15 protein-coding genes are annotated in these 13,001 nt (G+C 41.0%); 5 read left to right on the top strand and 10 right to left on the bottom strand.

Features of this window, described 5'->3' with window-relative positions; translation table 11 throughout:
- Positions 1-18: 18 nt before the first annotated feature.
- Both NSQ54_15215 and NSQ54_15220 read right to left on the bottom strand, forming a co-directional pair.
- Positions 19-1,365 carry a glucose-6-phosphate isomerase gene (locus NSQ54_15215; protein WYP25657.1) on the bottom strand — a complete coding sequence of 449 codons (1,347 nt, stop codon included), beginning with the start codon at positions 1,363-1,365 and terminating at the stop codon, positions 19-21.
- Between the two features lie 118 nt (positions 1,366-1,483).
- Positions 1,484-2,644: an iron-containing alcohol dehydrogenase gene (locus NSQ54_15220; GenBank protein WYP25658.1), complete on the bottom strand. Its 1,161-nt coding sequence runs from the start codon at positions 2,642-2,644 to the stop codon at positions 1,484-1,486.
- 205 nt (positions 2,645-2,849) lie between these two features.
- On the opposite strand from NSQ54_15220, the gene NSQ54_15225 reads away from it, so the two are divergent.
- Positions 2,850-3,077, top strand: coding sequence for a DUF378 domain-containing protein (locus tag NSQ54_15225; protein WYP25659.1), 228 nt, complete (start codon positions 2,850-2,852; stop codon positions 3,075-3,077).
- 348 nt (positions 3,078-3,425) lie between these two features.
- Here the strand turns inward: NSQ54_15225 and yugI are convergent, their stop codons facing one another.
- The 5 genes from yugI to NSQ54_15250 all read right to left on the bottom strand — a co-directional run bounded on the left by yugI (position 3,426) and on the right by NSQ54_15250 (position 7,707).
- The gene (gene yugI / locus NSQ54_15230) at positions 3,426-3,854 is read right to left on the bottom strand and encodes a S1 domain-containing post-transcriptional regulator GSP13 (GenBank protein ID WYP25660.1); all 429 of its coding nucleotides are present in this window, start codon (positions 3,852-3,854) and stop codon (positions 3,426-3,428) included.
- Between the two features lie 130 nt (positions 3,855-3,984).
- Positions 3,985-5,133, bottom strand: a complete 1,149-nt coding sequence (locus NSQ54_15235; GenBank protein ID WYP25661.1) for a DEAD/DEAH box helicase — start codon at positions 5,131-5,133, stop codon at positions 3,985-3,987.
- 24 nt (positions 5,134-5,157) lie between these two features.
- On the bottom strand, positions 5,158-5,946 hold the full coding sequence (gene thiM, locus NSQ54_15240; protein WYP25662.1) for a hydroxyethylthiazole kinase: 789 nt from the start codon (positions 5,944-5,946) through the stop codon (positions 5,158-5,160).
- Between the two features lie 88 nt (positions 5,947-6,034).
- Positions 6,035-7,216 carry an aminotransferase gene (locus NSQ54_15245; protein WYP25663.1) on the bottom strand — a complete coding sequence of 394 codons (1,182 nt, stop codon included), beginning with the start codon at positions 7,214-7,216 and terminating at the stop codon, positions 6,035-6,037.
- Positions 7,213-7,707 (bottom strand): Lrp/AsnC family transcriptional regulator, encoded by a 495-nt coding sequence (locus tag NSQ54_15250; protein ID WYP25664.1) that lies wholly within the window; start codon positions 7,705-7,707, stop codon positions 7,213-7,215. Before NSQ54_15250 ends, NSQ54_15245 begins: the two co-directional genes overlap by 4 nt.
- Positions 7,708-7,775: 68 nt before the next feature.
- Here NSQ54_15250 and NSQ54_15255 point away from each other — a divergent pair, with 68 nt between their 5' ends.
- A complete protein-coding gene (locus NSQ54_15255) occupies positions 7,776-8,441 on the top strand; it encodes an isochorismatase family cysteine hydrolase (protein WYP25665.1) in 666 nt (221 codons plus the stop codon).
- 144 nt (positions 8,442-8,585) lie between these two features.
- Here NSQ54_15255 and NSQ54_15260 read toward each other — a convergent pair whose 3' ends face one another.
- Complete coding sequence (locus NSQ54_15260) at positions 8,586-9,056, bottom strand: S-ribosylhomocysteine lyase (GenBank protein ID WYP25666.1); 471 nt, start codon at positions 9,054-9,056, stop codon at positions 8,586-8,588.
- 54 nt (positions 9,057-9,110) lie between these two features.
- Positions 9,111-9,527: a hypothetical protein gene (locus NSQ54_15265; protein WYP25667.1), complete on the bottom strand. Its 417-nt coding sequence runs from the start codon at positions 9,525-9,527 to the stop codon at positions 9,111-9,113.
- Between the two features lie 120 nt (positions 9,528-9,647).
- Between NSQ54_15265 and NSQ54_15270 the strand changes: the two genes are divergently transcribed.
- Both NSQ54_15270 and NSQ54_15275 read left to right on the top strand, forming a co-directional pair.
- Positions 9,648-10,472, top strand: coding sequence for a YihY/virulence factor BrkB family protein (locus NSQ54_15270; protein WYP25668.1), 825 nt, complete (start codon positions 9,648-9,650; stop codon positions 10,470-10,472).
- Positions 10,473-10,558: 86 nt separating this feature from the next.
- On the top strand, positions 10,559-10,831 hold the full coding sequence (locus tag NSQ54_15275) for an HU family DNA-binding protein (protein WYP25669.1): 273 nt from the start codon (positions 10,559-10,561) through the stop codon (positions 10,829-10,831).
- A 54-nt stretch (positions 10,832-10,885) separates the two neighbouring features.
- Here the strand turns inward: NSQ54_15275 and NSQ54_15280 are convergent, their stop codons facing one another.
- A complete protein-coding gene (locus NSQ54_15280; GenBank protein ID WYP25670.1) occupies positions 10,886-12,373 on the bottom strand; it encodes a leucyl aminopeptidase in 1,488 nt (495 codons plus the stop codon).
- 156 nt (positions 12,374-12,529) lie between these two features.
- On the opposite strand from NSQ54_15280, the gene NSQ54_15285 reads away from it, so the two are divergent.
- Complete coding sequence (locus NSQ54_15285) at positions 12,530-12,997, top strand: divergent PAP2 family protein (protein ID WYP25671.1); 468 nt, start codon at positions 12,530-12,532, stop codon at positions 12,995-12,997.
- Positions 12,998-13,001: the final 4 nt, after the last annotated feature.

Here is a 13,001-nt window from a genome sequence, read left to right on the forward strand (position 1 = left end):
TCGTTTTTTAGATTAGTCTTAAAGACGTTTTTCTAGTTCTTCTTTTTCTTTCTCATATCCTTTTTTACCAAGGAGTGCAAACATGTTGCGTTTGTAATCTTCAACTCCTGGCTGGTTAAATGGATTTACTCCTAATAGATAGCCGCTAATTCCACACGCTTTCTCGAAGAAATAAACAAGGTATCCAAAATGATATTCATTTAACTCAGGGATATTCACTACAAGGTTAGGCACGCCACCATCTGTGTGAGCAAGCATCGTTCCTTGGAATGCTTTTTTATTAACAAAGTCCATCGTTTGACCTGAGATATAATTTAGGCCATCAAGATCTGTTTCGGCTTTCTCGATAACGATTTCCTCGCGTACTGATTGTACATTTAGAATTGTTTCAAAAATGTTGCGACGACCATCTTGAACGTATTGACCCATGGAATGTAGATCTGTTGAGAAGTCAACAGATGCCGGGAACAATCCTTTTTGGTCTTTTCCTTCACTTTCACCAAATAGCTGCTTCCACCATTCAGATACAAAGTGTAGAGCCGGCTCGTAGTTTACAAAAAGCTCTGTTGTTTTTCCTTTGTTATAAAGAAGGTTACGAATGGCTGCGTATTGATACGCCTCGTTCTCTTCTAGGTTCGGGTTGCTATAAGCTGTTCTTGCTGCAGCAGCACCCTCCATCATGGACTGAATGTTTAATCCGCTTACGGCAATTGGTAAGAGTCCAACAGCTGTTAAAACAGAGAAACGTCCACCGACATCATCTGGGATTACGAATGACTCGTAGCCTTCTTCAGTCGCTAATGTTTTAAGTGCACCTCGTTTGCTATCTGTTGTTGCATAGATGCGTTTGCGTGCTTCTGTTTTTCCGTATTTTTGTTCAAGGAACTCACGGAAAATACGGAAGGCGATAGCCGGCTCTGTTGTTGTTCCAGATTTTGAAATAACGTTAACAGAAACATCTTTGTCACCAAGGACATCAAACAAGTCTTTTACATAAGTAGAGCTAATGTTTTGACCAACAAAAAAGATTTGTGGAGTTTTACGATCTTCTGAAGAGAGCGTATTGTAGAAGCTATGCGTCAGTGCCTCAATCGCTGCGCGTGCTCCTAAGTAAGAACCACCAATTCCAACTACAAGTAGAACGTCAGAGTCTTGACGAATTTTCTCAGCTGCTTTTTCAATTCGAGCAAACTCTTCTTTGTCGTAGTTAACAGGTAGATCAATCCACCCTAAATAATCGTTTCCTACACCTGTTCCATTATGTAAGGAATGATGTGCTGCCTCAACGGCTGGGGCTAAATTCTTAACTTCTTGTTCATCAAAGAAAGATAATGCTTGTGAATACTGAAATGATACGTTCTCCATTTTTGAAGAACCTCCCTTACAAACTAATATGTACCTATCATTACTTTACCGAACACCAGTATAAAAGACAAGAACAACAATTGGTAGAAACGGCGGGAATAGGTTCCCGCCATCGTTTCTACAATGCGTCTGTTAAGATTTTAGCTGTTTTTTCTTTGTCGAGTACTCTGTAACGACCAAATTCACCATTTGCTGCTGCAATACCCGCCATACGATCAACCTGAGATTCATCAATGTCGTAGTCAGCCAAACGGTTAGGAGCGCCTAAGCTTGTCCAGAATTCACTAAGCTTTTGAATTCCTTCTTCGGCAACTTCCTGATCGGTTTTCCCTTCAGGATCTACACCAAATACTCGTGTTGCAAGCTGAACGTGAGGTTTTGGATTATCATCAATGCTGTTACGTAACCAATGAGGGAAGATAATAGCCAATCCACCTGCATGAGGAATATCAGATACAGCAGAAACGGCATGCTCAATATTATGAGAACCCCAGTCTCCTCTTGCTCCCATTTGAGTCACTCCATTAAGAGCCATTGTTCCACAATAAAGAATCGTTCCACGGTGCTCTAAATTGTCTAAGTCATCTAGAAGTTTTGGAGCTGTTTCGATGACTGTTGTTAAAATAGATTCACAAATGCGATCTTGAAGCGGCGTATTATCCACACGGTTAAAATAAGCTTCAAGTACATGGCTCATCATATCAACCATACCGTACACCGTTTGGTCTCTCGGAACAGACACTGTGTTTTTAGGATCTAGGATCGAGAATGTTGGGAACGAGTAAGGACTACCCCACCCAATTTTCTCATTTGTATCCCAGTTTGTAATAACAGATCCTGCGTTCATCTCAGAGCCTGTTGCAGCTAGTGTTAAAATACTTCCAAAAGGAAGGGCACCTGTAGCTGTCTCTTTCTTAGTGATAATATCCCAGATATCTCCATCGAACTTCGCGCCAACTGCGATTGCTTTTGTTGCGTCAATAACACTACCACCGCCTACAGCAAGAATGAAGTCAATATCATTCTCTAGGCAAAGCTCGATGCCACGACGTACTGTCTTTAAGCGAGGATTGGGTTCAATTCCTGCAAGCTCTGTTACCGTTGCTCCTGCTTTTTCAAGCTGGGCAATGGTTTTATCATATAAACCATTCTTCTTCACGCTCCCGCCACCATACACAAGCAGAATCTTTGCGTCCTTTGGTAGGTGAGAAGCAAGCTCGTCTGTTTGGTCAATGCCATAAATTAATTTTGTTGGATTATAAAACGTAAATGTTTCCATGAATGATTGCCTCCTTCTTTCTACAGATAATCCTAATCAGTTCTTTTACGTATGTAAAGAAACTTGCTCCAAGCATAGTGTGACCCACCATTTTGAGAAGTACTCATGCGGATGCATAATTTTATCCTTACTATCTCAACCTAACACAGAAGCACACCCTCACATCGACGGTTGTGCAAATCCTACAACAACGGAGGTGATTGATGTGAGTGGCATTCAACGTACTGCTCTTGTACTAGCTATTATTGGAGCAATCAACTGGGGACTTATTGGTTTTTTCCGATTTGACTTAGTCGCTGCCCTATTTGGCGGTCAAGCAGCTGGCTTTTCAAGAGTGATCTATGCACTTGTTGGCTTAGCCGGGCTATATTGTATTTCTATTTTATTTAAGCCCGACGCAGAAATTGAACGAATTCCTGAAACAGAACGTTAATGGATACATGGATGAGGGTGGAACATAACGTTAATGTGGGTGGCAAAACACGAATATAGCAATAAATCCGCTTCAGGAGAATCCCTCGCTTTCCACGGGAACGGCCTCAGCCCCTTTCGCGGATAAAGCGCCGCTACAGTGTCTTCACCGCGTTCTGTTCCGTAGGAGTCTCGGGTTCTCCTTCCGCTCGTCTTAATATATAATCCGAAAACACAAATGGCGAATGATTCGATCGTAGAATCATTCGCCGTTTTTTAATTGGTTTTTAGTTTTGTCTCAACCCTATTTTTATCGGCATCAAAAAAAAGCCCCTGCGTTTAACCGCAGAAGCTCTTTGTAGATTAAAGCTTATTTTTTTGCACGTTTGTTAAGATCAGCTTGGATCTCGTTAGATTGCTTTAACCATTCTTTAAGCTTGTCTTCAAGTGTGTTGAAGCCTTGTTGCTTTTGTTGCTGTTGTTGTGGCTTACGAGATCCGCCACCAAAGTTACCGCCACCGCCGCTTGGACGTGGTTTGCTCGCTGGACGAGCTGGTGCTTCTTGTGTCGCACGGATTGATAAAGAAATTTTTCCAGAGTTCTCATCAACAGAGATAACTTTAACTTTCACTTCATCTCCAACTGTAAGAACATCATTGATGTCCTTAACAAAACCGTGAGCCACCTCCGAAATGTGTACTAATCCTTGTTTTTGCTCGTCAATTGCAACGAAAGCACCAAAAGGCTTAATACCTGTGATTTTTCCTTCGATGATACTTCCTACTTCATAATTAGCCATGCACATACATCTCCCAACTATTTTTTAACCTTTTGATTTTAACATAGGTTTTGAATTTATGCAAAAAACGATTCAATAAGCTCCAATTGAATATTCGCCTTTTTCATCGTATAAACGCAACGGTTCGTCGTTAAACCTTTAAATCCTTCTCCAGTCGACCTTTTCTTAGAAAAACTTTCTCTGGAGTAAGCTTCAAATCGCGCTCTAGCTGTCCAATTTTATAGCCTTGATGTTTCTCAAGTAATGTAATGACCTGACCAGCTTTACCCACTCGACCTGTTCTTCCTGCTCTGTGCAAATATGAATCTGCCTCAGCCGGTGCATCTAATTGAATGATATGTGTAACATCTTCTACATCAAGCCCACGTGCAGCTAGATCAGTTGCCACTAAAATGTGCAGATCACCTTGCCTAAATTCCCTTAACACATTCTCTCGCTCTTGTTTTGTATGGTCTGAAGACAATGCTGCCGCTTTGATTCCTCTGTACTTTAGCTTCTCTGTTGTTTCTGCCAAACGTTCTAATTGGTTCACAAAAACAATTCCTTTTTCAATCTCTTCTGCATGAACCAATTTGCGAACTGTATCAATTTTGTCCCTGGCTTCACATTCAAGATACATATGAGTCACATTCTCATTATTCACAAGTTCACCTGAAGCTTCGATCTGAACTGTAAACGGGGCAAATAAAGCTGTTTTCTCTGTAAGATTCTCTGGTATCGTCGCTGACACAAATAAAAACTGCTTATCTCGTCCGATACGTTTAGAGATTTCAGATACCGCGTCCCACGAGGACTTCTCAGCAAGCATACGATCCGCTTCGTCTACCGTAACAGTTGCTACATCGTTTACTTTCAGCTTTTTCATTTGCATAAGCTCAAGCAAACGACCAGGAGTACCTACTACTAAATGCGGTTTTTGTTTTTTTAGCTTTTCGATTTGACGGTTCACGTTCGCTCCGCCAATAAAAGCGCCTATATCAAACGGCTCGTCCCCTATAAGCTGCTTTGCTACCCCAACAATTTGCATAGCAAGTTCTTGAGTAGGTGCGAGAATAATACCCTGGATCGCCTTTTTTGATGGGTCGAGCTTACTTAAAATAGGCAGGAGATAGGCCATTGTTTTGCCCGTGCCCGTCTGTGAGCGAGCAATCAAACTTTGACCATCCATGGCCTCAGGAATCATTTTCTCCTGAATATCTGTAGGTTCAGTGATGTTCATGTCCTTTAATGACTGTTGCAAAAAATCAGGCAAATCCTGAAAGGTAAAACGTGTACTCATTTTCGTTGCCACACTTTCGTTTATCTATTTTTTCGTTTCAATTCGTTGTAAGTTTAAAGCCTCTTCGCCTGATACTAATCCTAATTGATCAATAAAGGTTTGTCCAAATGAACCATAGCCATCTTCACTAGCTCTATCAAACGCTTTCTCTGCAGCCACACCATAATAAGAAACAGCATGTGCACAAGCTTTTGTATAGTCAGATTTGTCTGCCGTTGCAGCAAAAGCAGCTACTACTCCGCCAAGTAAGCATCCGGTCCCAACTACCTTGGTTAACCATTGATGGCCATTTGAGACCATGAATGTTTCTGTTCCGTCCGTAATAACGTCCACTTCTCCTGTTAACACGGCTATACATGAGAAAGAGGTTGCGACTTGTTTAGCAATCGCTTCCTTATCACCATCTGACGAACCATCGACACCTTTCACTACACCTTCCGCCCCAACAAGAGCCGAAAGCTCTCCAGCATTTCCTCTGACTATTGTCACATCAACTTCTGTTAAGATTCGTTGACAAATTTCTGTGCGATAGGGTGTTGCACCTGCTCCCACTGGATCAAGAACTACAGGCTTCCCAGCTTGATTCGCTGCTTTCCCTGCTATGATCATCGCATCGATTAGTTCGTTTGACGGTGTACCGATATTCAATAATAAAGCTCCGGCCACCCGCGCCATATCTCCTACTTCTTCCTTCGCATACGCCATAACAGGAGATGCACCTAAAGCGAGAAGCCCATTTGCTGTATATGTTGTCACAACCATATTGGTCATGCAATGAATCAGTGGATTATCTTGTTTCACTTTTTGAAGCATATTTAATCAACTCCCTACTTCTATCGTATCCGTTTCTACACATGAAGAAACCACTTATTGGCTCAGCCAATAAGCAGCTTCATACGTCTTATGCATATTTTGTTAAAAAACGACCCATTCTAGTCATTGCTTCTTGTAACTGCTCCATAGATGTAGCATAAGAGCATCGGATATATCCTTCTCCACCTTCACCAAATACATGGCCAGGCACAACGGCTACCCGTTCTTCAAGAAGCAGCTTCTCTGCAAACTCTTCTGAAGTGAATCCTGTATTCTGAATAGAAGGGAACGCATAAAATGCGCCTCCTGGCGAATGACAAGACAGACCAATTTCAGCGAATGTCTTCACTAGATAGTTTCTTCTTTGGCGATAAGAATTACGCATTTGTTCTACATCTTCCATCCCATTTTCCAGCGCTTCAATGGCTCCATATTGAGCCATTGTTGGTGCACACATTAATGTATACTGATGAATTTTAAGCATTGCAGCAAGAATATCCGGCGGTGCCATAACAAACCCTAATCTCCATCCAGTCATCGCAAATGATTTTGAAAAACCAGAAATCAAAATGGTTCGGTCCTTCATCCCATCGAGCTCTGCAATACTTACGTGTGGTTCATCATAAGATAGCTCGGCATAGATCTCATCAGAAAAGACGAGTAGGTTATGCTCCTCACAAAGCTTCGCGATTTGCTTTAAGTCTTCTCGACCTATTGTTGAGCCAGTTGGATTGTTCGGAAAACAAATCATTAAAGCCTTTGTTCTCGGTGTGATTGCTTGTTTGATTTGCTCAGGTGTCACTTTAAACTGATCTTCAATGCCTGTCCTGATAGGAACAGGGACACCACCAGCCATAGACACAAGTGAACGATAAGAAACAAAGGTAGGTTCAACAATAATGACCTCATCACCAGGATTTAAAATCGCACGCATACCAATATCAATGGCTTCACTAGCTCCTACTGTCACCAACACTTCGGTATCTGGGTCGTAGGAAACAGAGAAACGTGTTTCCATATAATCACAAATAGCACGGCGCAGCTTAGGAACGCCAGCATTTGCAGAATAAGACGTGAATCCTCTTTCAAGTGATGAGATGCTCGCTTCTCGTATTTTCCACGGTGTGGTAAAGTCAGGTTCACCTACACCAAGAGAAACCACGTTCTCCATTGTTGATGCTAAGTCAAAGAAACGACGAATGCCTGACGGTGGAATTTCCTGTACTCGATCTGATAACCTAGAAGTTCGGTTTAAGCTGATTGGACTCATGGAGACACCACCATACGGCGATCTTGATCAGGTTCAGCAAATACAACTCCATCATGCTTATACTTTTTCAATTGGAAATGTGTTGTTGTGGAAATGACTGAATCGATTGTTGAAAGCTTCTCTGAAACAAAACGAGCACTTTCAGACATCGTTTTGCTTTCAATGACAACTGACAAGTCATACGCGCCAGACATCAAATACAATGCCTGAACTTCTGGGAAGCGGTAAATTCGTTCAGCTACTTCATCAAAACCAACCCCACGTTTTGGTGTGACTTTCACATCTATAACGGCTGTTACACCTTCTTGGTTGCGGACTTTAGTCCAGTCAATAACAGCTGAATAACTAAGAATAATTCGTTCCTTTTCCAGTTGAAGGAGATATTGCTTTACTTCTTCTTCTGTGGCCTCTACCATCTTAGCTAAGATTGGTATTTCTACTCGGCCATTTGATTCGATAATTTGAAGGATTTCAATTGCTTTTTGATCCATTATGATGTCCCCTTCCCACCCAAGGATGTAATCTCTATATTTCGTCTATCATAACATAGTGGACACATTTGCCGAACATTCTTTTTTACCATTCTTTTCGTTCTTTTATCACAATGGAGGTGTTACCCATCGAGAAGACATCTAAGTCTAAAAATAAAACAGCACTAGTCATTATTGATATGATTAACGCAATGGATTTTGAAGATGCAGATCAATTGTATGAACACGCGCTCCCTTGCGCAAAACAGATTGCAGATTTAAAAAGAAGAACAAAAGATGCAGGGATTCCCACAATTTATGTGAATGATAATTATGGAAGATGGCAATCCGACTTTAAAGAAATTGTAGGGTTTATTATAGATGAGGATAAAAAAGGAAGGCCCATCACTGAACTACTCAAACCTGCTGATGAAGATTATTTTGTACTGAAGCCTAAATTCTCAGGTTTCTTTGCGACTCCACTTCATTTACTACTTGAGCATCTTATGGTGGAGACAGTGATTTTAACAGGGGTTGCCGGAAATATGTGCGTGCATTTCACAGCGAATGATGCATACATGCGTGACTACAAGATCTATGTTCCTGAGGATTGCACAGCCTCTAACACAACATCTGCTAACGAAGAAGCCATGCATCTAATCCGAGATGTACTTAAAAGCAGCATTACCCCGTCCTCGCGTCTAACGTTTAAAGGAAATACTACAGACGACATTGTTGAAGAGGATGAATCATAAAACACAAAAAACAGGAATATAAGAACGAATCCGCTATAGGAGAAGCCCTCCGCTCGTTTTATTAAAAATACAAATGGCGAATGATTCAATAGTTGAATCATTCGCCATTTTCTTATTGATTTTAGTTATGTCCTGGTCTCTTTTTTAATAAATCTCCCGTAACGTGGCTTTATCTTGACTCAACCAATACTTCATTAATTTTTTCGCACCTACCAGATCATGCAGCTTCGCTTGGCCACATTGCTTTTCCGTTGCAGCTGGCACTTCATCAATCTCGATTGAATACTTCATTGTCTCTTCTAACACATCAATAATGTCATCAACTGTCGGAGTTCCGTGCATAATAAGGTAAAAGCCTGTTTGGCAACCCATTGGTGATAAATCGACTACATCAAAATGGTTATGTGGTTCAGCAAAACGACGAATGTTTAAAGCAAGCAAATGCTCCATTGTATGGATCACGTCTGGCTTCATTGCTCCTTTATTCGGCTGTATAAAACGAATGTCAAACTTCCGAACCTCTCCGTCTGATCCAACCTTAATCGTTCCGCATGGACGTACGAAAGGGGCGCTTACGATGGTATGGTCTAATTCAAAGCTTTCTACTGTTGGCAAGCTACTCACTCCTTTAGCATTATTTGATCAGTATATCTGGAATCCACTTGAATGTCACTTGCCTTGTTTAAGGAAGTTCTGCTCTTTTACTGGAATAGAATTCTTTTCTGCAAAGTCTTGAATGTCTTCTATGTATGTAACTGGTTTAAACCGATGAAGCTTTAATCGTATGCTGTTTGTTATTTGGACTAATACAATCGTTTGGCGTTCATTTTTGATAAGAAGGATTTGTTTAATTGAAGCGGCCTGCACCTTCCTTTGAAACAGTTTTAAGCCAAGCACATAACACGAAAAGATAAGCCATTCTTCTTCAATTTTTAGTGTGTATGAAGAAAACAGCACCAAAACAAATACTACAGCTAGGATAAGAAATACAATTCGGAGTGCAGTATCTTGATAGAATGCATAGGTTAACGATAAGAGTAAGAGGACAATCCATAAGAATTTTGGTTCCTTGGCTTTGTAAAGCATAATACCCCTTCCTTTCTAAATGATTTTCCGCTTTTTATTATACAGGAGTTTAGACTAAGAGAAAGAAGGGGATTTAATTCAAAGAATTCATCTAAACTTTAATCATTGAGGATGATGTATATGCGCAAAAGAGAAAAGACATTTTCAAAGCAGCTTATCACTAAGCTAAAGACCGACCCTATCCCGGATTGGTCGGCAACACTTGCCTATTACTTTATGCTATCTATTTTTCCACTGATCATTTTTCTGCTGGCTATTATTCCATTCTTTAATTTAGATTCAAATGTTATTGAAGGGTTTATCGGCGATTATTTGCCTGAGGAGATTGGTTCATTATTCTCAGAAACCATTATTGAAACGGTAAACGAGCCATCTGGTGGCTTATTATCATTTGGTATCCTAGCAACCATCTGGTCTGCCTCAAATGGATTAAATGCCTTAATCCGTGCGATCAACCGCTCGTATGATTTAGAAGAAACACGTAACTTTGTGAAGATGCGCCTTTTATCCATCCTTTTAACGATCGGAATGATTGTGACCATTGTGATTACACTAATCATGCCTGTGTTTGGTAATGTCATTATCAACTTCTTAGAAACGTATTTAGCGATGCCAAACTCAACGGCTAGTTTGTTAAATTTCTTACGTTACCCAATAGGGATCATCTTCATGATTTTACTTGTTACTTTAATCTATTGGATTGCTCCAAATGTGCGTTTGAAAGTAAAAGATGTATTGATTGGAGCTATTGTTGCCACAATTGGTTGGCAGCTTGTCTCGTTTTTCTTCTCATTGTATATCAGTAACTTCGCCAATTACTCTGCCACATATGGCAGTCTTGGTGGTGTGATTATCCTGATGCTTTGGTTCTTCATCACAGGCATTATGCTCGTTCTGGGTGGCCAAATCAACGCCGTCATTTATCAACGAAAACGATTTGTGTAAGATTTTTTTAAGATGATGTATAGGACGCGCTTAATTAGGTAACGATGGTAGCAGGTCTTAACCTAGACAAAAGGAGTTGTCCATACATGAACAAATCAGAACTTATTCAAGCTGTAGCTGAACGTTCGGAGCTAACAAAGAAGGATGCAGGCTCAGCTATACAAGCGGCTTTTGACATTATTTCTGAAACACTTGAAAAAGGAGAAACCGTCCAATTAATTGGTTTCGGAAACTTTGAAGTAAGAGAACGTGCTGCACGTAAAGGACGTAATCCGCAAACGGGTGAAGAAATTAGCATTGCCGCAACAAAAACTCCAGCATTTAAAGCAGGAAAACAATTAAAAGATGCAGTGAAGTAAGTCATGTAAAAACAAAAAGGCCAATGGACTCCATGTCCATTGGCCTTTTGTCTGTTATGAGTGAGAAACAACTAGACGTGTTAACGTACGAGCCATTGCCCCTGTTGCCCCGGCTGGTCCGTTCGCTGTTGCTTTGTCCTGCCATGCAGTACCTGCAATATCTAAATGAACCCATGGTGTATTCTCAACAAATTCACCGATGAATAATCCTGCAGTGATACTTCCGCCTGCACGTCCTGGCGCGTTATTTAAGTCTGCCACGTTACTGGTTGCTAGCATCTTCTTATATGGCTTATGGTTAGGTAATTGCCAGATCCACTCACCCGCTGCCTCAGAAGCTGCGGTAACCTTTTTCATCCACGCATCATTATTTGTAATAGCACCTGTTGTATAATCACCAAGCGCAACAATGACCGCTCCTGTTAAGGTTGCAACGTCAACAAGGTAATCTACCCCAAGCTGGCGTGCATAAGCCACAGCATCGGCCAAGATCAAACGACCTTCCGCATCTGTATTACGGATTTCAATCGTTTTCCCTGTCATTGCACGAACCACATCACCTGGTTTCAATGAAGAACCATTGATTAGATTTTCAGCTGAAGGAATAACCGCAACAACATTTACATTCGGCTTAAGTTGTCCAATGGATTCCATTGCGCCAAGTACTGCACCTGCGCCACCCATGTCCATCTTCATCTCATGCATACCTGCTGCTGGCTTTAGTGAAATCCCACCTGCATCAAAGGTAATTCCTTTTCCAACGAGACCAATTGCGTTCTCCCATTTATCTGTTCCTTGATACGTTAACACGATGAGCTTGGCAGGTTGATCACTTCCTGCTGTTACTGCAAGTAGTGCCCCCATTCCAAGACGCTTCATATCTTCCTCTTCAAGTACTTCAAGCTTAAAGCCATATTTGTCAGCAAGCTGCTCTGCTTCACCTGCAAGATCAGTTGGTGTTAACAGGTTCGCAGGCGTATTCACAAGCGTTCTCGTATAGTTCGCTCCTGTTGCGTACGCATTTCCTTGTTTGGCAGCCTCAACAAGCTGAACCTCTGATTCTGTGTAGAACGTAATCGATTCAAGCTGTTTATCAGGCTTATTTGACTTTTCTTTATAATCAACGACTTCATATGTACTTAATGCTAAACCTTCACCAAAAAGGAAAGCCAATTCTTCAGTAGAAAGTGAATCGTTAGTAAACGCGTCAAGGCTAATAGCTAGATTTGTTACACGATCAGCTTTTACTTTTTTTCCAATCTTACCAGCAAGCTCTCGAATGTCTTCTTGAGTTAAGTCATCCTTAGATCCTAGACCAAGTGTCAGAATGGTAGGTGTATTTGCTTGCCCAAATGTAAAAAAGGAGCGTAGCTCACCTTTATCTGTAGAAAGCAATCCCTGCTTCTTTAGTTCGTCTAATTGTCCATTAATGATCGAATTTACTGCGGCCGCTCCTGAATCAAGATGACCGTTTTTTGACAGACCCACAACTAGCACGTCATGTGTCGTTTCCTTTGAAAACTGTCCCGCTTGTGTATACAAACAAATCCCTCCTCATTATTACACTAGTATAACATATTTTGCCGAAAAACAGCTTAAATGTATGATGACTATCTTTTTTATCTGTAGGTTGACTATGATATAATAACGGTATTCGCTACGTGAGTTTGTTTCGTTGGAAAGGACGTTATTGATAATATGGAGATCTTTTTGAACTATCCTTTGTGGTCTGCACTTATTGCGATCATTACGGCTCAATTTATTAAAATTCCGCTTGCCTTTATTGCAACTAGAAAACTCAATTTCGAGCTCTTCACAAGTACTGGAGGAATGCCTAGCTCTCACTCCGCCGCAGTGACTGCCTTATCGACTGCCGTGGCCATTGAGCTTGGACTTGATTCACCCGTATTTGCTGCAACAGCCATCCTCGGAATTATTGTTATGTTTGATGCAACAGGAGTAAGACGTCATGCGGGATATCATGCTACTGTCTTAAATCAACTGGTCGCTGACTTTAACAAACTAGTTGATGAAGTAAAAACCTGGCCTAAAAAAGAAGACTCAGACAAACTGAAAGAGCTTCTAGGTCATCAGCCCATCGAAGTGTTCTTCGGTGCCTTGCTTGGGATTTTCTTAACATTAGGTTTGTATAACTGGATTTTTTAAGTCA

This window comes from Alkalihalobacillus sp. FSL W8-0930, assembly GCA_037965595.1.
Classification (GTDB): domain Bacteria; phylum Bacillota; class Bacilli; order Bacillales; family Bacillaceae_D; genus Alkalicoccobacillus.